Source organism: Myroides sp. C6-3, from assembly GCF_050522425.1.
Classification (GTDB): Bacteria; Bacteroidota; Bacteroidia; order Flavobacteriales; family Flavobacteriaceae; genus Flavobacterium.
This window is the reverse complement of sequence record NZ_JBMVQP010000041.1, coordinates 1-19,819: the sequence shown is the minus strand read 5'-3', so window position 1 is coordinate 19,819 and position 19,819 is coordinate 1. Positions and strand designations below refer to the sequence as shown.

The 19,819-nt window shown below is 37.2% G+C and carries 23 protein-coding genes; 11 read left to right on the top strand and 12 right to left on the bottom strand.

The genetic code is table 11. The features are described from left to right. Positions 1–38: 38 nt before the first annotated feature. Positions 39–875 carry an alpha/beta hydrolase family protein gene (locus ACPDG9_RS14240; protein ID WP_430528389.1) on the bottom strand — a complete coding sequence of 279 codons (837 nt, stop codon included), beginning with the start codon at positions 873–875 and terminating at the stop codon, positions 39–41. A gap of 119 nt (positions 876–994) precedes the next feature. On the opposite strand from ACPDG9_RS14240, the gene ACPDG9_RS14235 reads away from it, so the two are divergent. Further along, complete coding sequence (locus ACPDG9_RS14235; protein WP_430528388.1) at positions 995–1,570, top strand: hypothetical protein; 576 nt, start codon at positions 995–997, stop codon at positions 1,568–1,570. A 189-nt stretch (positions 1,571–1,759) separates the two neighbouring features. Here ACPDG9_RS14235 and guaB read toward each other — a convergent pair whose 3' ends face one another. Together guaB and ACPDG9_RS14225 are read right to left on the bottom strand one after the other, a co-directional pair. After that, positions 1,760–3,232 carry an IMP dehydrogenase gene (gene guaB / locus ACPDG9_RS14230; protein WP_430528387.1) on the bottom strand — a complete coding sequence of 491 codons (1,473 nt, stop codon included), beginning with the start codon at positions 3,230–3,232 and terminating at the stop codon, positions 1,760–1,762. A 58-nt stretch (positions 3,233–3,290) separates the two neighbouring features. Beyond that, positions 3,291–4,157 (bottom strand): hydroxymethylglutaryl-CoA lyase, encoded by an 867-nt coding sequence (locus tag ACPDG9_RS14225; RefSeq protein ID WP_430528386.1) that lies wholly within the window; start codon positions 4,155–4,157, stop codon positions 3,291–3,293. A 188-nt stretch (positions 4,158–4,345) separates the two neighbouring features. Here ACPDG9_RS14225 and ACPDG9_RS14220 point away from each other — a divergent pair, with 188 nt between their 5' ends. Then, positions 4,346–5,113 (top strand): enhanced serine sensitivity protein SseB, encoded by a 768-nt coding sequence (locus ACPDG9_RS14220; RefSeq protein WP_430528385.1) that lies wholly within the window; start codon positions 4,346–4,348, stop codon positions 5,111–5,113. 3 nt (positions 5,114–5,116) lie between these two features. After that, positions 5,117–5,776: a CatA-like O-acetyltransferase gene (locus tag ACPDG9_RS14215; protein WP_430528384.1), complete on the top strand. Its 660-nt coding sequence runs from the start codon at positions 5,117–5,119 to the stop codon at positions 5,774–5,776. An 80-nt stretch (positions 5,777–5,856) separates the two neighbouring features. On the opposite strand, the gene ACPDG9_RS14210 is transcribed toward ACPDG9_RS14215, so the two are convergent. The 3 genes from ACPDG9_RS14210 to ACPDG9_RS14200 form a co-directional block, all read right to left on the bottom strand. After that, positions 5,857–6,393 (bottom strand): hypothetical protein, encoded by a 537-nt coding sequence (locus tag ACPDG9_RS14210; protein ID WP_430528383.1) that lies wholly within the window; start codon positions 6,391–6,393, stop codon positions 5,857–5,859. Between the two features lie 13 nt (positions 6,394–6,406). Next, a complete protein-coding gene (locus ACPDG9_RS14205) occupies positions 6,407–6,823 on the bottom strand; it encodes a hydrolase (RefSeq protein ID WP_430528382.1) in 417 nt (138 codons plus the stop codon). 80 nt (positions 6,824–6,903) lie between these two features. Then, positions 6,904–7,671 carry an MBL fold metallo-hydrolase gene (locus ACPDG9_RS14200; RefSeq protein WP_430528381.1) on the bottom strand — a complete coding sequence of 256 codons (768 nt, stop codon included), beginning with the start codon at positions 7,669–7,671 and terminating at the stop codon, positions 6,904–6,906. 83 nt (positions 7,672–7,754) lie between these two features. On the opposite strand from ACPDG9_RS14200, the gene ACPDG9_RS14195 reads away from it, so the two are divergent. Further along, entirely contained in the window at positions 7,755–9,200 is a 1,446-nt protein-coding gene (locus ACPDG9_RS14195) for a TonB-dependent receptor (protein ID WP_430528380.1), read from the top strand. A 60-nt stretch (positions 9,201–9,260) separates the two neighbouring features. Here the strand turns inward: ACPDG9_RS14195 and ACPDG9_RS14190 are convergent, their stop codons facing one another. The 3 genes from ACPDG9_RS14190 to ACPDG9_RS14180 form a co-directional block, all read right to left on the bottom strand. Further along, positions 9,261–9,791: an META domain-containing protein gene (locus ACPDG9_RS14190; RefSeq protein WP_430528379.1), complete on the bottom strand. Its 531-nt coding sequence runs from the start codon at positions 9,789–9,791 to the stop codon at positions 9,261–9,263. Positions 9,792–9,863: 72 nt separating this feature from the next. Then, positions 9,864–10,193, bottom strand: a complete 330-nt coding sequence (locus ACPDG9_RS14185; RefSeq protein WP_430528378.1) for a DMT family transporter — start codon at positions 10,191–10,193, stop codon at positions 9,864–9,866. A gap of 79 nt (positions 10,194–10,272) precedes the next feature. Further along, positions 10,273–10,917: a response regulator gene (locus ACPDG9_RS14180; protein WP_430528377.1), complete on the bottom strand. Its 645-nt coding sequence runs from the start codon at positions 10,915–10,917 to the stop codon at positions 10,273–10,275. A 196-nt stretch (positions 10,918–11,113) separates the two neighbouring features. On the opposite strand from ACPDG9_RS14180, the gene ACPDG9_RS14175 reads away from it, so the two are divergent. Then, positions 11,114–11,374, top strand: a complete 261-nt coding sequence (locus ACPDG9_RS14175) for a hypothetical protein (RefSeq protein WP_430528376.1) — start codon at positions 11,114–11,116, stop codon at positions 11,372–11,374. Between the two features lie 90 nt (positions 11,375–11,464). Continuing rightward, positions 11,465–13,456, top strand: a complete 1,992-nt coding sequence (locus tag ACPDG9_RS14170; RefSeq protein ID WP_430528375.1) for a tetratricopeptide repeat-containing sensor histidine kinase — start codon at positions 11,465–11,467, stop codon at positions 13,454–13,456. 259 nt (positions 13,457–13,715) lie between these two features. On the opposite strand, the gene ACPDG9_RS14165 is transcribed toward ACPDG9_RS14170, so the two are convergent. Then, the gene (locus tag ACPDG9_RS14165) at positions 13,716–14,372 is read right to left on the bottom strand and encodes a DNA-binding response regulator (protein ID WP_430528374.1); all 657 of its coding nucleotides are present in this window, start codon (positions 14,370–14,372) and stop codon (positions 13,716–13,718) included. 274 nt (positions 14,373–14,646) lie between these two features. Between ACPDG9_RS14165 and ACPDG9_RS14160 the strand changes: the two genes are divergently transcribed. The 4 genes from ACPDG9_RS14160 (at position 14,647) to ACPDG9_RS14145 (ending at position 16,978) form a co-directional block, all read left to right on the top strand. Next, a complete protein-coding gene (locus tag ACPDG9_RS14160; RefSeq protein ID WP_430528373.1) occupies positions 14,647–15,117 on the top strand; it encodes a GyrI-like domain-containing protein in 471 nt (156 codons plus the stop codon). Then, positions 15,111–15,479, top strand: a complete 369-nt coding sequence (locus ACPDG9_RS14155) for a DUF1801 domain-containing protein (protein ID WP_430528372.1) — start codon at positions 15,111–15,113, stop codon at positions 15,477–15,479. The genes ACPDG9_RS14160 and ACPDG9_RS14155 overlap by 7 nt, the downstream gene beginning before the upstream one ends. 60 nt (positions 15,480–15,539) lie before the next feature. Further along, the gene (locus ACPDG9_RS14150) at positions 15,540–16,331 is read left to right on the top strand and encodes a carbon-nitrogen hydrolase family protein (protein ID WP_430528371.1); all 792 of its coding nucleotides are present in this window, start codon (positions 15,540–15,542) and stop codon (positions 16,329–16,331) included. Positions 16,332–16,420: 89 nt separating this feature from the next. Beyond that, positions 16,421–16,978 carry a GNAT family N-acetyltransferase gene (locus ACPDG9_RS14145; protein WP_430528370.1) on the top strand — a complete coding sequence of 186 codons (558 nt, stop codon included), beginning with the start codon at positions 16,421–16,423 and terminating at the stop codon, positions 16,976–16,978. Positions 16,979–16,989: 11 nt separating this feature from the next. Here the strand turns inward: ACPDG9_RS14145 and ACPDG9_RS14140 are convergent, their stop codons facing one another. Further along, the gene (locus tag ACPDG9_RS14140; RefSeq protein ID WP_430528369.1) at positions 16,990–17,832 is read right to left on the bottom strand and encodes a GNAT family N-acetyltransferase; all 843 of its coding nucleotides are present in this window, start codon (positions 17,830–17,832) and stop codon (positions 16,990–16,992) included. A 10-nt stretch (positions 17,833–17,842) separates the two neighbouring features. Then, positions 17,843–18,436, bottom strand: coding sequence for a GrpB family protein (locus ACPDG9_RS14135; protein ID WP_430528368.1), 594 nt, complete (start codon positions 18,434–18,436; stop codon positions 17,843–17,845). 206 nt (positions 18,437–18,642) lie between these two features. Between ACPDG9_RS14135 and ACPDG9_RS14130 the strand changes: the two genes are divergently transcribed. Next, positions 18,643–19,518 (top strand): helix-turn-helix transcriptional regulator, encoded by an 876-nt coding sequence (locus tag ACPDG9_RS14130; RefSeq protein WP_430528367.1) that lies wholly within the window; start codon positions 18,643–18,645, stop codon positions 19,516–19,518. Positions 19,519–19,819 lie beyond the last annotated feature (301 nt).

Sequence of the window (19,819 nt, the reverse complement as noted above, 5' to 3'; positions counted from 1 at the left end):
AAATCTCTTGATTGTTCTGCCTTTCGAAAAACTTCTTTTTACTTCTTTTTCATAAATTCGATTGTGCGATCTACAACCCGTTGTAAGTCTGAAGGTAACTGCTCTTGCTCATACGGATGTCGAGCTCCAAACACATGATCCGCTCCTTCAACAAGAAACAAAGTGGAGTCTTTTATCCACAAATGTAACAGTTCCGCTTCTTTAACTCCTACTGCTGGATCTGCAGTACCATTGACAAGTAAAACAGGTTTTCTCAGATTTTGAGCAGCATATTGTATCGTCAACGCCTGTTCATTCGCTTCAAAATCCGTCCAAAAGGAAAAATAATGCGGCATTTGCTGTTGAGTACGACCATTTATACTGTAAAAAACCCCTTCTTTTTTCCATTGTTCAAAATTATCGCGTTGTGGAAATCGCTTTTTAAAATCTGCGACACCCGCCCATGAAATAGCTGCAGTAACTTGATCGTTGTAATACGTCTGCAAGAGAACAGCCCCTCCACCTCTACTATGTCCAATTAAAAAAATACGAGATGCATCAACAAAAGGTTGCTTGCTATAAAAATCAATAACAGCGACCAAATCTTTTTGCTCTTGGGTGTAGGTATTTCTTCCAAAAGCGTCTAAATCGACAAACGTTGTAGGTTGATCTACAGTAGTACCATTCAAGGAAAAATTAAACTTTACAGCCACAAATCCCGCTTGAGCGATCGTCTTCATTGCCAATCCCCAGGCTCCCCAATCTTTAAAACCTTTATATCCATGACTGAAGATAACCAAAGGTTGTCTGACAGCTGCTTTGTAGTAGCAATCCGTTAAAATATCAAGTGAACTGCCGTTGGAAATAACAGCTGTTAGATGTTCGAGTGTTTTCATATCTATCGATTTTTTAACAAGTTTGATCTTTCTTTATAAAAACTTTAAGTATTAAAATTTTAATTTAGCGAATACCAATCCTTATTTATTAGTAAACTATACATAAAAAAATGAAACCCATGAATCTTTCAAAACTAAATTCAACGCTTACAAGCTGTGCTATTATCGCTTGTTTAGGTCTATTTTCTATCGCTGCACCAGCATTCGCACAAGAGAAAGAACAATTTACGATAAAAAATAAGACTTTCGCCTACGAAATATCAAAAGAGACCACAGCAGCTGATCTCGCCGCAATTGAAAAAGAAATAAACGCCGAAAAAGTAGCGACTTTGCATTTTTCTAATGTGAAACGCAATGAGAAAAATGAAATCATAGGTATTACAACACAATTCAAAGATGAAAGAGGATCATCTCAAAAGAAAAGCGAATACAACTCTCAAGGAATACGTCCTTTTGCTGTAAAAATTCACGAAAATACCCAAGGCGAGAAGTACTTAGAAATAACCAATGACAGTAAATCGTTTACGGCAAATACCTCAACTAATGTGGCTTCTTTTTCTGACTTTTTCTCCGATGAATCAACAGACAGCCTCCTGGAGCAATCGGATATCATGGAAATGATGCGCACCATGCAAGAAAGTATGCAACAACAAGAGGAAATGATTAAAAAACTTTTTGAAGAAAAGGGAAAATAGAGCATCGGTGAACGGTGAACAGTAAACGGTGAACAGTAAACGGTGAACAGTAGATTTTTCTAAAAACGAAAACTCAACAAACAACAAAAAACAAAAAAACGCCTCTATAAATAAAGGCGTTTTTCTATTGCACACAAAAAAGCTATAACACAAGCGTTATAGCTTTTTATATTTAGTAAATACTAAAAATTATCTCGAATAATTCGGAGCTGATTTTGTGATTGTGATATTATGTGGGTGACTTTCTCCAATACCTGAAGCAGTCAATTGCACAAAACGCGCTACTTCCTGTAGTGTAGGAATATCTTTTGCACCACAGTATCCCATACCAGCACGTAAGCCTCCGATAAATTGTAACATACTTTCGTTTAATTCTCCTTTGTAAGGAACGCGACCTTCAATTCCTTCTGGAACTAATTTTTTCACATCATCCTCTACATCTTGGAAATAACGATCTTTAGAACCTTGTTTCATTGCAGCTACCGATCCCATTCCGCGATACGCTTTGAATTTTCTTCCTTCAAAGATAATTGTTTCACCTGGAGATTCTTTTGTACCTGCTAACATTGAACCTAACATAACACAGTCTGCACCTGCTCCGATAGCCTTAGGAATATCACCTGTATAGCGCAATCCTCCATCTCCGATAACAGGAACTCCTGTTCCTTTTAATGCTGCTGCAACTTCCATAATAGCTGAAAATTGAGGAAAACCTACCCCTGCTACAACACGTGTCGTACAGATTGATCCAGGTCCGATTCCTACTTTTACAGCATCTGCACCTGCTTCTGCTAAGTATAATGCTGCTTCTGGTGTTGCAATATTACCAACAATCACATCGATTTCTGGAAACGCTTGTTTCACAGCCTTTAATACTCCTACAACCCCTTGCGTATGTCCGTGAGCGGTATCAATAATCAATGCATCTACACCTGCTTTTACTAGCGCTGTTGCACGTTCCACCGTATCATGTGTAACTCCTAAAGCCGCAGCTACGCGTAAACGACCAAATTGATCTTTATTTGCATTGGGTTTTAGTGTTAACTTCGTAATGTCTCTGAATGTAATTAATCCCACTAGTTTATAGTCGGTATTAACTACAGGTAATTTTTCAATTTTATTTTCTTGTAAAATACCTTCTGCTTGTTCTAATGTAGTTCCTTCCGCTGCTGTAACTAAGTTATCCTTTGTCATTACCTCCGTAATAGGTTTTGCATTTTCTTTCTCAAAACGCATATCTCTATTGGTAATAATCCCTTTAAGGACCCCTTGTTCATCAACAACAGGAATACCGCCAATGCTGTATTCTGCCATTGCTTTCTTCGCATCGCCTACCGTTGCTGTCAAAGGTAACGTTACAGGATCGATAATCATACCTGATTCTGCGCGTTTCACTTTTCGAACCTCTTTAGCTTGCTCTTCAATCGTCATATTTTTATGGATTACTCCAATTCCTCCTTCTCGAGCAATAGCAATAGCCATTTCGCTTTCTGTTACCGTATCCATCGCCGCAGATACAATTGGAACATTAAGCGTAATATTTCTTGAAAAATTTGTTTTTAAACTTACCTCGCGTGGTAATACTTCCGAATAATTTGGAACTAAAAGAACATCATCGTAAGTTAGTCCTTGACCGATGATTTTTGTTGTGTGTGCTTTCATGTGCAATTGTAGTTGAATTGCACGCAAATTTAGTTTTTTTTATTCAGCTAAAAAAATCCTAGTGGTAAAAATTAAAAACTTTTAACGCTTCGTTATAGGCACTTTCAAAAGACATCGCACTTAAATTAGTATCTATCTTGTTCGCAGTAAAATAACTTAACATCTTTTCAGTTGGCATATTTCCAGTCAGATCGTCTTTGGCCATCGGACATCCTCCATATCCTTTAATTGCACCATCATAACGCAAACAACCCGCTTTATAGGCAGCATCGATTTTCTCAAACCACGAATCAGGTGTGGTATGCAAATGCGCCCCAAATTCTATTTGAGGGTAAGCTGGAATCAAATTGCTATACAAATAATCAATGACTTCAGGAGTAGAACTTCCAACTGTATCAGATAAAGAGAGAATCTTCACCCCCATCTTTGCTAAGCGCTCTGTCCACTCTCCTACGATATCCACATTCCACGGATCTCCATATGGGTTACCAAACCCCATAGATAGATAAGCGACAACTTCTTTATCCGTTGTATTGGCAATCTCTAAAATCTCTTGTAAAGTTACCAAAGACTCAGCAATGGTCTTATGGGTATTTCTCATCTGAAAATTCTCAGAAATAGAAAAAGGAAAACCTAAATATTGAATCTCCTGGTGTTCTGCTGCTGCTGCTGCACCTCTAGTATTGGCGATAATAGCCAATAACTTACTCTGTGTTTTACTCAAATCCAGTTGAGCTAACACCTCCGCAGTATCCTGCATTTGAGGAATGGCTTTTGCAGACACAAAACTTCCGAAATCGATCGTATCAAATCCTACACGCAATAAAGCCTGTAGATATTGTACTTTTTTCTCTGTCGGTATAAACATTTTAATGCCTTGCATTGCATCGCGAGGACATTCTATAATTTTTACTGTTGGCTTCATAGTGCTCCAAAGATAGAAGAAAGCAATAAATTCTCAAAAACAAATTGGAAAATTAAAAAGACAAATTGAGCGATTCTGCTTCAAAACAAATCTTCTACGAATCAAACCCATAGAATCTTTAAGATTATTTTAGAGCATTTAAAGTAGAATTAATTGTAAGTTTGATGAGCAAAGACAAATTAGATACTATGACTCAATCAACACAACTAAAGGTCAATAAAAGCTTACCTTTAGCAGATATTATAGAAAAAGCAGGAACTGTAAAAGAGTACCGCGCTGTTTTTTACGAAAATTTTTTAAAAAACGACATCTATGTTTTGGTAAAAGAAGGCTATAATGCCAACAACGAAGCCAATAGCTTCAATGCCAACGCCCCCATTATTACGTTTGAGAATCAACAAATCCCCGTTTTTACCGCACCAAAACACATCTATGACCAAGGAGCAATCCAAGATGAGATGAACTATATGAAAGTAAATGGACGAGCATTTCTTGAACTAGCTATGGGACATACGATCATTGTCAATCCTTTCTCTAAAGTGTATAAAGAATTAGTACCGAACGAAGTAGCTGATATGCTAAATGGTTCTATTTTCAACTTTATTCAAGATGACATCGCTCATGTTCACATGCAAGTACTCATCGGTAAACCCGAAGTAGAGCCTACAGCTTTACTAGAAGATTTAAAAAAGACTTTCACCGCTATTGCTGCTATTTCTTCTGCTTATATAGGATGGACCTTTAATGCACGTATCGACAAAAAACCTCATTATATTTTTGCCTTAGAATGCGAGGTAAAAAACGGTGCTGAATTCAAAGAAATCGCAGATGTAATCTCTAATCTTTGTAAACCTCACCTCAAAAAAGAGGAGTATATTGACATTATTCGCTTAGAGCCTAACGGCAATTTCAGCGACTATTTTTACAAAGAGGATCAACCTTTTTACACGAAATAAGCCATGGTACAACTTCCCACGTTCACGCCTATCGATCGAGAAACATGGAGTCGAACCCCTTATTACGATTACTATCGAAATGTTTTAAAAACAAAATACACCGTTAGTATAAAAATTGATATTACGGTTCTCATGGGGCTATACAAAACGAAAGCATACAAATTCTTTCCGTGCTTTCTCTATGCCATCATGCAAGCCTTAAATAAGAACGAAGCCTTGCGAACTTGTATACACGAAGGACAACTGGGTACATGGAACTATCTATCCCCTCAATTTACACTCTTCCACGAAGATGATAAAACCTTCTCGGATCTGTGGAGCGACTATCACCCCGATTTTAAAATCTTTCATCAAAACATTGTAAGCGATATAGAACGCTATAAAAATGTAAAGGGAATCAAGGTAAAACCCGGACTCCCTTTTAATTTTATTCCAATCTCGTGTGTTCCTTGGATCAGCTTTGAGAGCATTAGTCAAGACACCTCACATGATTCTGATTTTTTAAAACCCATTATTCGATTTGGTAAATTTTACCAAGAACACGAAAAAACATGGATTCCCTTGTCTATCTACGTCAATCACGCAATAGCTGATGGCTATCACACCTCTGTGTTTTTAAATGACCTTCAAAGCATTGTTCATGATGCTGCAAATTGGTTGTGATTTGTTGACTCACCTTTTTTGTACACTTTTCGTTTAAACGACGTATAGTTCTGTTTTATAGAACTTCACCGTTAACCGATTTAAAAAAGTTCTTCTTCTCCTTCAATCACTTGATCCGCATTGATCAATTGAATATCAACCGTTTTAGCTGCAGTAAATTTAATTTCTCCTTTAAACGTGAGCAGCATCCCTTTTTCTACATTCAATTGCCATCCGTCTTTGAGGTAGCTTGTTTGGGTTTTATCACCTTCAAGCATCATACTCTTCTCTTCTTGTGGCAAAAAAATTTCAGCTTCTTTACCATCCTTAGAAAAGATAACAAAACAGCTTACTTCATTATTCTCGAGGTCATTTTCTTGACTTCCTTCTCCCTCAATGGGATTAAGACGAAACCCTACTTCGAAAACGCGCACACAATCTGCGAGTAAATAACTATACCGATACCCTGCCGTATAAGCACATCCATAACCATCCTCTTCCCCGATTACAGTAGTTCCCCCATCGGTTGCAACGGTTTTATCTCGTTCAGATTGACGCGTATTATCCTTTAAAATAAAATCACAAGAAACTAAGCTAACAGTGAAGAACACTCCTAATACCAGTCCAATTGTTCTCATCTTATTATTTTTTTTAGTGCGTTGAATACAAAACAGTTTCTATCGTCGAAAAGTTAGTCGGTTTTTCTGGATTGTAAAAGTATTTAATCAACACTTCTCCATGCACTTCTCCCGAGTAAAAATCGGCTATAACCCATCGATGGTTAATAAACTGAACTTTATTAATAATACACTTTTGCCCATTCATTGCGCCATAAGGAACTAAGGGATTACCTGTTTCTAAGTGGTTAAGTGCTAAGATTTCTTCACGGATTTTATCAACATCTTGATCAAGGGTTTGGAAATTGAAATACTCTTGTGCATCATTATTGTAATCTAACGTAAAGTATTTCGCTTCGTTTAGTTCTTTAGAAGCTAGTTTCAAAGAATCTCGCACAATGGCAATGCGCTTGTGGGCTATTTCGATTTTCTTCTCTTCAGACTTCATCATATTTCGATTTGTATTGTACAACAAGGCTATGATTAAAATTGAAAATACAAAAAGGTAAAAAAAGACTTTATGTCTCATGTTTATGGTAGTTTTATTTGTTGTTCATCGTAAGCCAAAGATACATTTTTTGGCAATATCTTTTCCATTTCTTCGCAAAATCCTAGATCTTGAGAAATATGAATTAAATAAGCTTGACAAGGATTGATTTTTTCAATAAACGCTAGGGCTTCTTCCAGATTAAAATGAGTAGGGTGTTCTTTGATTCGCAAGGCATTCACAACCAAAACACTACAGCCTTTTATTTTTTCAATTTCTTGTTCCTCTATGTATTTTGCATCCGTGATATACACAAGATCCCCTAATCGAAACCCTAAAATGGGAAGGTCTCCATGTTGAATAGCCAAGGGGATAATGGGTTTACCTTTGATGTAAAAGGTATCCTTTTCATTAATGATAGTGGGTTGTACACTAGGAGCACCTGGGTAGCGATTTACTGTAGTAAAGATATATTCATACCTTCTTTCTAACGCCTGCATTACACGTTCTGACGCATAAAGAGGCATCGGTCCGTACAAAAAGGTTAAAGGGCGAATTTCATCCAATCCTGCAATGTGATCTGCATGTTCATGTGTAAACAAAATCCCATCGATATGGGAGCATTCTGCTTGCAACATTTGTTGTCTAAAATCAGGACCACAGTCAATTAAAAGAGTCAAGTCATCCCAAGTAATCAAAGCAGAAGTTCGCAATCGATGATCGCGTTTATCCAAACTTTTGCCTACGGGGTGATCTACTGCTATTACAGGGACTCCTTGAGATGTACCTGTTCCTAAAAATCGTATTTCCAAAACCTATTGCTTTTTATACAAAAGTACACTTTATCTTTTTTTTTGTTGTATAGAATTTGTTACTTTGTTACAAAAGCTAATAAATGGAACATTTTGCAGAAGATTTAGTATTAGAAGGGGATCGAATTATAGAACATCAACCTGCTATTTCGGATAAGGCACTCCGCATAAACCTCAACCATAATATTTACGGAACATTTGCTGAAATCGGTGCAGGTCAAGAGACCGTGCGTCATTTCTTTAGAGCAGGTGGTTCATCTCGAACAGTTGCCAAAGCCATGTCGGCTTATGACAAATCTTTTAGCGATGCCATTTATAGCGTAGAAGACGATGGACGTTATGTAACGGAAAGTCGATTGAACAAGATGTTGGACTATGAGACGAAGAAAATAGAAGATCGTATTCCACGCGCTGAAAATCCGACTAAAACGTTCTTTAGCTATGCGAATACCGTAGCTACCATTGACTATGCCAAAAAGAACAAAGGACACGGCTGGGTTGGAATCATCTTTCAGACAGCACCAAATGAGCCGTATAGTAAAATAATCCTGCATATTCAGTTTAAAGAAACCGATTCTAAACTCCAACAGGAAACCTTGGGTATCTTGGGAGTAAATCTTATTTATGGAGCGTACTACCAACACCACGATCCTAAAAAGTTAATCAGTTGTCTTTACGATCACTTAGATCGCGATCAAATAGAAATTGACAGCATTAGTTTGACAGGTCATTTATTTGCCCATATCGACAACCGTTTAATGAGCTTGCTCTTAGTAAAGAATGGCATGACAGAGGCTGTGATGTTTGGTCCTGACGGACAAAGTAGATTGGCTGCTAATGAGCTATACCGCAAAAACATCTTGGCTTTGCGTGGGAGTTTCCGTCCGGTTACCTTAGTAAACATGAATATGTACAAAAAAGCATTGGATTCATTTATTAGTGAAAACCAATTGCTCCGTCAAGATACCATTGTAATCTTCGAAATCACCTTATCCAATTTATTGATGGAGGGAGATCTGGATGAAAATGACTTCTTACACCGTGCTGATTTGCTGTGCTCTTTAGGACAGACGGTAATGATTTCAAACTTTCAAGAATACTATAAACTAACGGCTTATTTCTCAAGATACACAACTGAAAAAATAGCACTTTCTATGGGAGTTAGTAGCTTACTCAACATTTTTGAGGAAAAATACTATGCGAACTTAACAGGAGGTATTTTAGAAGCACTGGGGAAATTATTCCGTAATCAGATGAGAATCTACCTTTACCCTATGCGAGATACAGAGGGAAACATCATTAATTCTACGAATTTAAAAGTTGATTTACACATTAAAGAATTGTATAAATTCTTTAAAAAGAACAATCAAATTATCGACATTGAAAATTACGAATTGAGTAATTTAGCTATTTTCTCCCGCGATGTTCTCCGCGCCTTACAAGGCAGAGAAGAAGGATGGGAAAACAAACTTCCTCCGGGAATTGCGACCATGATTAAAGAAAAAGAACTCTTTGGTTATACCAAATAATAAGCACAAAAAAAGCGACGTTAAAAACGTCGCTTTTTTTACTATTGTAAACTTTACTTCCTATTTCACTTCTGGTTGAATATCTGGTGATACTTGTTTAAACTCCATCACCACTTCATTTCCTTTTTTAAAGAGAAGTGCACTTTCCGTAATCTCGTAATTCGTTACTTCCGTCAATCCCTTTGTAAAGGCAAAATCAGAAACTCCTTCACAGAACATACGCGTAGAAGCTAGTTTATCGCCAATAACAATTCCGTTGTTCTCTTTCAATTCGTATTCTCCAGTTAGGTTGTTGCAACCATCATTTCCATGCACCATTAAATTTCCTTCGAAGTTTAACGTTGGTCTTTTCCCAGGGAATAAATCTTCTATTTTTTTGTCAGTTGTTTCTTCCGTGTGAATGCTGATCAACTCCCAACTTCCAAATAATTTTGCTTGGGTTGTTACCGCTGTTTCTACCCCTACCTCATCAACATTTTCTGATGCCTTTTCGGTTGTCTTTTTTTCATTACAAGCGGTTAAGGCCAAAGCCATTAATCCAACTGTTAAGAATTTCATTTTTTTCATTTTTGCAATTTTTAAATCTTTCATTTATTTTATTTTATCAAATATAAATAAAAAAAGAAATAATTGCAATAATACCTCGGAAAGCGCTCCAATTTACTAAGTAGCAGAAACCACTTTTAGTCCTATAATCGACCCAATTAAAGTTGCAATAAAGAACAAGCGCCAAAACGTAGAGGGATCTTTAAAAACAAAGATGCCAACTAAAACCGTTCCCACAGCTCCAATCCCCGTCCAAACCGCATAAGCCGTTCCCAATGGCAAAGTCTGCGTAGCCTTCATCAATAATCCCATGCTCATCACTAAGGCTACTAAAAAACCTCCATACCACCACATCGACTCCGTTCCTTTTGTTTCATTCGCTTTTCCCAAACAAAAAGTAAATCCTACTTCAAAAAAACCTCCGATAATTAACAAAATCCAGTTCATTCTATTTTTTTTGCGAAAATATAATTATAAAACTGATTTTTTTTATCCTATGATAAATAATTATTGTAAAAGATTGCTATTAGATAAACCCCTCTTCCTTTACTTTTTTCACTAATCCACCATTATCCAAGACATCAAATGTTTGTTTTAAACTAGCAATTCGCTTATTTACGGCACTGTCACTTAAAAAAAGAGTTTCACTTATCTCTTTAATGCGAAAGCCCTTATCTAATAACAATAAGATCTGTATGTTCTGCTCCTGTAATAAGGCTTCTTTTTTATAGATTTCCTTCAACGCTTCATTGGCGCGAAGACTGTAAAAGCGCTCGCCTCTCAAAATCTTATGAATCGCTTTTTTCAACACCTCCTCTGTTACATCAGCCTTGAGCAATAGACCTTGAGGAACAATCTTTTTATGGATATCATAAAGAACTAAAATCCCCTCATGCCCTGTAACCACCACCACATGTACATTAGAAAACTTCTTTTTAATATATCCCACTAGATCCACTCCATCTTTAACCTCGTCATCCGTCTCTCCTTTACCTAAATTAAAATCGACAACAACGAAGTCTATACAGGTCGTATGCTCTACGTGAACTTTAGCCTCTTCAATCGAAGTTGCACGCAACAAAGTTACCTCGTCAAATTCCTTTTGTAAAACTTGGACATACCAATCAACAATCATGTGATGATCATCCACAACTAATAAAGTGAAGCTCAAAATACTTGGTTATTTTAACATATCATACAGTTTTTCTGCACATCAACATCTAAAAATATAAATATGTTTGTTAGACAATCTAGAGATTTTATAATAAAAAAAGAAGGTTCTTCATTTCTAAACCTTAAATAAACGCTCAAGTTATCCTTTTTTTATTTTAAAAACTAAAAATACTTAATTTTTAAATTTATTCCTTATGAAAAAAACGATCCTTACCTCCGTTTCTGTTTTTGGTTTACTTTTTCTAGCCTCATGTTCGACAGATTCAATGCCTACAGAAGCAAATGGAAGTGCATATCAAATGAACAACCTAGAAGCAAAAGAAGCAAGAAATGACTCAAATGCCAGTATCAATGTTCAAGTAGATACAGCATCAGCACCGATACTAATCATTAACAGCGCCTCTAAAACATTGGAAAATGGAGACTTAGGCAATCTCAAAGACAAGAGAAAATAAATCATTTACTTTAGTAATCCCCAATTTATAGCGTTATAAATTGGGGATTACTTCTTTTTTAACTTTCTTTGTTTCTCTTAAGAAACTTTTATGAGAGTAAGTCCCTACATTGTCTTTTTTACTTTTTTTTGTGTTGTCTCTTGTACCCAACAGCAAAACAAGAAGAAACACAATGATTTATCTAATTACCTCACTCAACTAGAGGAATCTTCGATTGATCAAAAACAAAAAATTCAACAGCTAGATTCCATCTTTCAAACCGTTAAAGAAGACGGAAATGGAAAGTCATACCGCGAATTATTGTTTAAACTTGCGGGAACCGCTTACAACATAGAAGCAGCAGATCTCTATTTCAAAACTAGCCAAAACCTCCTTACTCTCGCTCAAAGGGCAAAAGACACCTTAGATATAGCGAAAGCCTACTACTATTTAGGGGACTACTATGAAGATATTGTCAAATTAGACAGTGCCTATGCTTCTTATTCTTATGCCGCCAAGTTTTATCTAGCAGGACGTGATACGCTGAATGTTGGTATCATGCAAAAATCAATGGCACTCATCTTATATGAGGAAGGCTTATTCAATCAAGCCGAGGTTGAAGCCTTTGCAGCATTGCAAAAAATAACGCCCTACAAGAATACAAAGCTACTCTTAGAGGCCTATGTAACTATTGCGAATATATTGGATCAAAACTCCCAAAGCGAAGAGGCTATTTTATACTACAAACAAGCGCTTAACTTGCTCAACTCCTTAGATGCTAAACAAGATATAACCTATCCTAAAATCACCATTTACAACAATATTGGTTACTTGTATAATGGCATACAAAAATATGAAAAAGCAGAAGAAACCCTATTGGATGGGCTGTCTTTACTTCCTGCACATATGAAAAAAAGCCTTGTACATGCGATGCTAATCAACAACTTAGCATTGACTTACATCAAAACCAATCAATTAAAAAAGGCAGAACAATTAGTACATGAAGCGTTTATAATACGCGATAGCTTACAGATACCACAAGGCCTTATCTCAAGTTATAGCCGTTTTGGGGAGTTGTATCTAGCTCAAAGAGACACCGTAAAAGCAATTGCCTATTGGCAAAAGGGATTTAAAACTTCTGAGCGAGTAAAAGCGCGCAATACGGCTTTAACTAATTTGCGCTACCTCAGCTTATACGATCAAAAAAACGCACAAGAATACGCACAGCGTTACTATGAAATTAACGACAGTTTGAAAACACTGCAAATAGAAAACAGAACGAAATTTGCGCGTATTGAATACGAAACAGCGCAACTTGAAGCTAAAAATGAGCTGTTAGCTCAACGGGTTACTCTTTTTAGTGTACTTTCTATTTTAGCGGTCTTATTATCGATTTTAATCTACATTGTGTTCAAACAAAAGATGATACAAAAGCGCCTTTTATTTCAACAGCATCAACAACAAGACCAAGAACTCATTTACAAACTCATTCTACAACAAGAAGAAATCGCTAAAAACACCCTTCTAGACGAAAGAACCCGTATCAGCACCGAATTACACGACGGTATCATCAATACACTGTTTAACATCCGCCTCATGCTCTCTAACGAATGTAATGCTGAAAATCGCCAATTGATTAGCTCTGAAATTGAGGAAGCCCAAAAGCAAATTAGAAGAATATCCCATAACCTACAAGACCAAACACTTGCAGTAGGAAGCTTTACTCCTATTTTAGAAAACTTAATTGAAAAAAACACCACAAAAGAACACGCATTTACCCTGCTCATTTCTCGTAATTTCGATTGGAGCACATTTGATTATGAAACCAAAATGAATATCTATCGCATTATTCAAGAATCCATGCAAAACATCATCAAACACGCACAAGCTACGCGTTCTATTATTTCAATTGTAGAATCAACATCTAACTACCACATCAAGATTCAAGACAATGGAATTGGATTTAAAGTAAGTGAAGTAAAAAAGGGAATTGGTTTAAAAAATATTCAACTGCGCGTCAACCAAATGAACGGTATTCTCACCATTAATTCGAATACGCAAAAAGGAACGATTTTAGAGATAATCCTATCCAAAGTAAAATAGGGATTGATGTCCCCACAATCAATCCCTATTCACCTAAATTAATCAATAGATATTCATTTTCCATAAAATTTGTAGCTTACTTAAATGTCCAGTACACTGGATTTATTCAAGAGTTACTGTATCACAAACTTTGTATATGATTTTATCGTGGACTAAAGTAGATATATCCGTTTATTTTTCAAAACCCTCCCCTCTTCTTTTAACAAAAATGAAAGTTGAACATTCATTTTTGACCTGTATTTTCTTTGATTTCTTAAAATTAGATGAATCCTTGGAACTTTACCTGCTTTAAAAGCTCTGATAAGTCACTCACGCCAAATTCTTTTTTCATTGTTGTCAGCATGCGTTGTACCGTACTTTGACTCTTAAAGACGATCTCGCATATTTCTTGTACTTTATATCCTTTGTCTAACAACATCAAGATTTCGATGTATTGCTCTTGTTGCATCAATTGACGTTTAGCCAATAGACTCAAAACATTCTTAACACCTACACTGTAATACACTTGCCCAATCATACACTGACGGATGGTATCAATAAGCATTTCATCCGTTACATCCGCTTTCATCAATAAAGCATCTGGTCGGATTTTTTTGTGAATACTATAGATAAGTAAGGCTTCTTCATGCCCCGTTATCATGATGATTTTCGCTTTAGGAAACTTTTCCTTCGCATACAAAGCGAGTTTTTGGCCATCTGAAATACGCAAGTTGACATCAAAGTTCTTCGCCAGGTTATAATCAATAATTAACATATCGATGCTCTGCAACTCATCAATATACGCAATGGCCTTTGGAATCGTTTCACTGGAATAAAAGGTACTTTCTAAAAAATTCTCCCGAAGTAAGCGAATATAACTAGTTAAGATCATTGGATGATCATCAATAACTAGAAATACTGGATTGTATAAATTCATATAAAGTTAGAATTAAAAGCACTCGAATTTCCAACAAAACTAATCATTTTTTTGGAGTAGCGACCATAGCTGCGGTTTGAATAGAGGAGAGATCGGTATCACTTGACTTCAAAACAAGCTCCATCTTACTTATTCCTCAGTTTATTCAGCACTAAAATGGTGAATCTATCATTTAAAAAAAGTATTCTCCTCTTCCCTTTATTTTGTATTGTCTCCTTGACATAGGGTTGTCACCACGACGCTTTATTTTTGTACCAATCTAAACAGATACACCATGCAAAATATACATGTAACAGCGCCCCTATTCATTATTGGTCTAGCGATTCGAACGACAAATGAAAACAACCAAGCGGCTATAGACATCCCAACCTTGTGGAGTGATTTTCACAGCCAACAAATTAAAACGCGAATCCCCAATCTTGTCAATGATAATATTTATGCCATCTACACCGATTACGAAAGTGATTTTACCGCATCTTACACCACGATTATCGGTTGTCAAGTTCACTCCCTAGCGAGTATCCCTTCTGGCATGGTAGCCCATACTATCCCCTCAGGTTCGTACACCAAAATTGTAGCCCAAGGCAATTTAATGGACAATATCGTGTTAAACGAGTGGATTAAGATTTGGAATACCCCTGACTATCCTCGCGCCTATACCTCAGATTTTGAAGTTTATGGACCAAAAGCACAAGATCCCAATCAAGCCGAAGTAGAGATTTATTTAGCGATTCAATCATGTTAAACACAGTAGAATCTTTTTACCTTAAACAACCTGAGCCTTCTCAAAGCTGTTTATTAGCCCTACGGGCCTTTATTTTACAACAAGATCCCTTGATAACAGAATCTTTAAAATGGGGAACGCCTTGTTTTTCCTATCGCAACCGTATGTTTTGTTTTTTAGCACTCACCAAAGCACTGAAATCCCCCTATTTGTTACTGGTAGAAGGACACCAGCTCCATCATCCTTTGCTTGAAACTGGAACGAGAAAACGCATGAAAGTCTTATCGGTTGATCCTGAAAAAGATTTGCCTTTCGCTCTTGTTCAAGACATACTTACTGCGGCATTATCGCTCTATCGCTCTGGACAGATTCGAACGAGATAATTACTTGTGAAATTCTACTTACCTTTGCTATACGAACAACAGATAAATAAAGATTTTTTTATGCGAGTAGGTTTTTTCCAATACGCCGTTATTTGGCGTAACATCCAAGCAAACCTAGACTATATAGCTGCCGCCGTTCAACACGAAAAATTTGATTTGTTGGTGCTACCTGAGTTTTTCACCACAGGTTATGCCATGGATACAAAAGAAGAGATTCTCCCTTTTGTCGAAGACCTCAAAAATAGTACAACGGTACAATTTTTAGCTCAACTACTTGAAAAAACAGGCAATGGTTTGATTACAGGCACGATACCCGAAATTGACAACGGGATTTTGTATAATACCGCTATCCTGGTCAGTGCTCAAGGACTCGTTTCCTCTTATCGAAAAATTCACTTACCCGATTATGAAAAGCGATTTTTTCAACCAGGAGATCAAGCAGTAGTTTATGAAAGTGAACAGGCGAAGATTGGATTGACGATTTGTTTTGACTGTTGGTTTCCGCAACATACTTCTATGCTAAAAAGGCAAAAAGTAGAGATTATCTGTCATTCTTCTTGTTTTGGGGGACCTGTAACGCCTACGATCATTCCCATTCGCGCATTGGAAAACCAGTGTTTTTACATTAGTTGTAACCGCATTGGACAGGAGTATTTTGAAACGGAGTTAGAATCCTATCGCGGAGAAAGTCAACTTGTCGATCCCGATGGGAATCCCCTTGTTAAAGCGTCAAATGATGAACACTTGGCCTTGGTAGACATTGATCTCAACACAGTTAATCACCCCAATTTCGGAAGTTTAATCACGGAGGATTTTCAGTCTGAACACGACAAATACAAGATTGTACTATAAATATAAAACGAGTCTATCCGACTCGTTTTATTGTCTAGCTATAATTGTTTACTTTTACTTTTTATGCGCAACTTAATTCCATTCAACTGATGTTTTTCAAAGAATTCCCAACCCTACAAACGGACCGTTTACTACTAAGAAACCTTCATTTTACAGATGCACCGGCTCTATTTGATTATTTTTCTAGAGATGAAGTCACTGAATTTTACGATTTACCTACATTTCAATCGATACAAGAAGCCCATGAACTGTTACTCGCTTGGCAAGAGCGCTACTTCAATGAAGAGGCAATCCGTTGGGCCATTACCTTACAAGAACGACCAGGTCAACTCATTGGCACTTGCGGGTTTCACAATTTTTCAATGGAAAACTCTAGAGCTGAAATAGGGTATGAATTACATCCCGACTTTTGGCAAACAGGTATTATGACTGAAGCCGTTCGCGCGATCATTCCCTTTGGTTTTCAATCTTTTGACCTACATCGAATTGAGGCTTTTATCGACCCCATCAACATCTCCTCTCGAAAATTACTAGAAAAAGTCGGACTACAATCGGAAGGTGTGCTTCGCGATTACTTCTTTGAAAAGGAAAAATTTGTAGATGCTGAGATTTTTAGTCTCCTACAAAGAGAATATCAATCGAAGTAGGGTTCTTCCTTTTACAATACCCTTTTCATTTCGAATTGAGCAAGGTCATTTTTCAATTTCAACTGTTGAAAAAATGCGATAGTTGCTGCTGAAGAATCGTCTATATTATAAACGTACACTTCATTGGATTCGGTTAGTTCATGCATCATTTGAATTAGCTGGGTAGCAATCCCTTGTCTTCTGTATTTTGGATCAACTGCCAATTGTAAAACGCGTTTTGATGTAGGGTTTACAATGAGATACCCTACCAGTTGACCGTCCTGATAAGCACCGAGAATGCGACAACGCGACTTGCTATTTTCCATGGCAGCAACAGCATTTTGCCAAGCAGGTTGAATATCCCAAAAAGAACAAAACGTCAACCAGTCAAACGCGTCTAATTCAATCACCTCAGCGAATGTATTGCGCTGCATAACACGAGCTTCTCCTTCAAAGCACATCAGCTTTCTCGCCCGATGGTACCCCATTTTCTCATACGCTCGAATTGCCGAATGATTGCCTTCAATCACCTCTAAAACAAGTTGCTCTACCTTCAAAGGCTGTAAGCGCTCCAATAAAAAAGCATACATTTTACGCACTAATTCTTGACCTCTATGCGTGGGTATTACCCCTGTTGCGGCATTGTAAGCGGTTAATTTACCTTCTACCGAATTAAGCGCGTGCAACATAAAGCCAACGAGTTTTCCTTCTTCAACCACCCCCACTGATAGCTCTAATTGAATATTTTCTACCGCTATCTTTTGCGCCAATTGATCTACACGTAACTGAAGGGGTATGATATAATCGGCAAAGGATTCATTCAAAACTTGCACGATCTCTTGGAGATCTATCGCTGTTAAGGCTACTATTTTCATTGCTTTAATTTTAGTAGTTTGTGTACCAATTCACTGCTTTTTTTTCTTCACTTTTTAAAAACGCGTCTTTTCCTTCATTGTAATCATTACCCGTTTTCCACTGCTGTAGTACCAATTGCTCTTTTAACACTTGATACGCAGCCTTCACCTCAGGATGAGTCCTCAAATAATCTCTAAAGGCAATATGGCGAATCCAATGGACAGAATTAACCGGAAGCACATGAATATGTGCCAAACGCATTTGATGGTCGTTTAATCGCTCGGGAATATCTTCTCCCACCCCCACGCTTTCAGGTAGACCTAAACAAGAAGGCTTTTCTTTGAGCCGTACAAAAAAACGACGGTAAGGCATCTCTTCATTGTATTGCTCATAATAGACATAGTTTTGTCCCTCCAAGCATGGCGGGACCAAATCGAGTACTTCCTCCCCTTTTACACCAATCATAATATCTATAATAGGCTTGGCAGACAGTCCTTCTACAGCCGTACTTCCAATGTGCTCGATTACTGGTTGTAGCGTTTTCAAACGATCCATTAACTCTGCTTGCATAGACGCAAACTGCGTCTTCCACAGGGACGTATAAGGTTCAAAAGGTAAAATCATCAAATAAAAATTAGCGCGATTAGGTTGTACTTGTGAAAAACAAAAATAAAGAAAACAGGGGGGATCTCTTTATTCAAATTATACTCATTTATATTCAATTTGTAAGATTTAACCCTTTTAATCCGTTAAAAATACGCGCACATACAAAACATTAACACGTCTAGTTAATATTCATTCTTTAATTTCTTCTATTTTTATTCAAAAAAATGCAACCGTTCATTACCATCCAACATATCCACGATTTTCACAACATCCAAGAAGAGGTTAAAATTGAAGGCATCGCTTTGGTCAAAAATGTACACCTCTTCCATCCGCACTATACTGATTTTAAACATCAATTTGATGGGTTATTACTCTCCTTTTGCTCCAAAGGTAGTTTGCGCATTGACATCAATTTTCAAGCGTACACGATTAGTCAGGGCGATTGGGCTGTTGTACTTCCCCAACTCCTTTTAGATCCCCAAGAAGTTTCTGATGATCTCGAGCTCACTTCTATACTTATGTCTTTAGATTTCATTAGTGCCTATCCCATATTACGCGAATTTATTACCAACAATGAAGTACGGCATCACCCTGTTATTTGTCCTCGACAACAAAACAATCATCCGTTGGAATCTTTTCTCCATATTTTAGAAAACTACTATCTTAGGCAAACGCTTCAACATAAAAAGAACATCATTCAATATGTTATTTTCGCACTAATTACGGCTCTTTCAGATTCATATCAAACGTTATGCGAACAACGAGGAATTGTCAAAACGCGTAAAGCCCAACTGGTAGATGACTTCTATCTACTGCTCTCTCAGCATTACAAAACAGAGCGACAGGCTGCATTCTATGCAGAGGAGTTACATCTCTCTCCTCAATATCTAACCACCTTGGTTAAAAAAGAAACCAGACATTCGCTGACGCATTGGATCGAACACGCCGTCATCCTACATGCGAAATCCCTATTAAAGTCGTCGGATCTATCGATAAACGAAATCAGCAGCGAACTAAATTTTGCGGATACCTCCTTGTTCTGTCGTTATTTTAAGCGTTGTACCCAATGGACACCTGCGCGATTTAGAGCGATGGAATGACCCTCTATGCCCAAAAAAGTAAAGCATTATATTAGACTTTCACTCCATTTTACGCTCGTAATAAAAAATAGAGGGTAATTTTTTTAAACCCTTAGTTTTTTATAACCAAAGAGTTAATGATTTCCGAGGACTTGTTCTACAAAAAAAAGAGACAATTCTCTTGCAGATTAACAAAACAGCGCTATCTTTGCACCGTTCTAATACAGAACTGAGGCATACGCTGAAGGGGAGATACTCAAGCGGCCAACGAGGACGGACTGTAAATCCGTTGGGAAACCTTCGCAGGTTCGAATCCTGCTCT

What these genes read in the sequence shown, in the direction of transcription:
- ACPDG9_RS14205 (WP_430528382.1), bottom strand. Translation starts at nt 6,823, where the DNA reads ATGATGAAGTCTGAAGAGAAGAAAATCGAAATAGCCCACAAGCGCATT.
- ACPDG9_RS14215 (WP_430528384.1), top strand. Translation starts at nt 5,117, where the DNA reads ATGGTACAACTTCCCACGTTCACGCCTATCGATCGAGAAACATGGAGT.
- ACPDG9_RS14150 (WP_430528371.1), top strand. Translation starts at nt 15,540, where the DNA reads ATGCGAGTAGGTTTTTTCCAATACGCCGTTATTTGGCGTAACATCCAA.
- ACPDG9_RS14235 (WP_430528388.1), top strand. Translation starts at nt 995, where the DNA reads ATGAATCTTTCAAAACTAAATTCAACGCTTACAAGCTGTGCTATTATC.
- guaB (WP_430528387.1), bottom strand. Translation starts at nt 3,232, where the DNA reads ATGAAAGCACACACAACAAAAATCATCGGTCAAGGACTAACTTACGAT.
- ACPDG9_RS14135 (WP_430528368.1), bottom strand. Translation starts at nt 18,436, where the DNA reads ATGATTTTACCTTTTGAACCTTATACGTCCCTGTGGAAGACGCAGTTT.
- ACPDG9_RS14210 (WP_430528383.1), bottom strand. Translation starts at nt 6,393, where the DNA reads ATGAGAACAATTGGACTGGTATTAGGAGTGTTCTTCACTGTTAGCTTA.
- ACPDG9_RS14190 (WP_430528379.1), bottom strand. Translation starts at nt 9,791, where the DNA reads ATGAAAGATTTAAAAATTGCAAAAATGAAAAAAATGAAATTCTTAACA.
- ACPDG9_RS14145 (WP_430528370.1), top strand. Translation starts at nt 16,421, where the DNA reads ATGTTTTTCAAAGAATTCCCAACCCTACAAACGGACCGTTTACTACTA.
- ACPDG9_RS14225 (WP_430528386.1), bottom strand. Translation starts at nt 4,157, where the DNA reads ATGAAGCCAACAGTAAAAATTATAGAATGTCCTCGCGATGCAATGCAA.
- ACPDG9_RS14140 (WP_430528369.1), bottom strand. Translation starts at nt 17,832, where the DNA reads ATGAAAATAGTAGCCTTAACAGCGATAGATCTCCAAGAGATCGTGCAA.
- ACPDG9_RS14175 (WP_430528376.1), top strand. Translation starts at nt 11,114, where the DNA reads ATGAAAAAAACGATCCTTACCTCCGTTTCTGTTTTTGGTTTACTTTTT.
- ACPDG9_RS14195 (WP_430528380.1), top strand. Translation starts at nt 7,755, where the DNA reads ATGGAACATTTTGCAGAAGATTTAGTATTAGAAGGGGATCGAATTATA.
- ACPDG9_RS14170 (WP_430528375.1), top strand. Translation starts at nt 11,465, where the DNA reads ATGAGAGTAAGTCCCTACATTGTCTTTTTTACTTTTTTTTGTGTTGTC.
- ACPDG9_RS14155 (WP_430528372.1), top strand. Translation starts at nt 15,111, where the DNA reads ATGTTAAACACAGTAGAATCTTTTTACCTTAAACAACCTGAGCCTTCT.
- ACPDG9_RS14220 (WP_430528385.1), top strand. Translation starts at nt 4,346, where the DNA reads ATGACTCAATCAACACAACTAAAGGTCAATAAAAGCTTACCTTTAGCA.
- ACPDG9_RS14240 (WP_430528389.1), bottom strand. Translation starts at nt 875, where the DNA reads ATGAAAACACTCGAACATCTAACAGCTGTTATTTCCAACGGCAGTTCA.
- ACPDG9_RS14130 (WP_430528367.1), top strand. Translation starts at nt 18,643, where the DNA reads ATGCAACCGTTCATTACCATCCAACATATCCACGATTTTCACAACATC.
- ACPDG9_RS14160 (WP_430528373.1), top strand. Translation starts at nt 14,647, where the DNA reads ATGCAAAATATACATGTAACAGCGCCCCTATTCATTATTGGTCTAGCG.
- ACPDG9_RS14185 (WP_430528378.1), bottom strand. Translation starts at nt 10,193, where the DNA reads ATGAACTGGATTTTGTTAATTATCGGAGGTTTTTTTGAAGTAGGATTT.
- ACPDG9_RS14165 (WP_430528374.1), bottom strand. Translation starts at nt 14,372, where the DNA reads ATGAATTTATACAATCCAGTATTTCTAGTTATTGATGATCATCCAATG.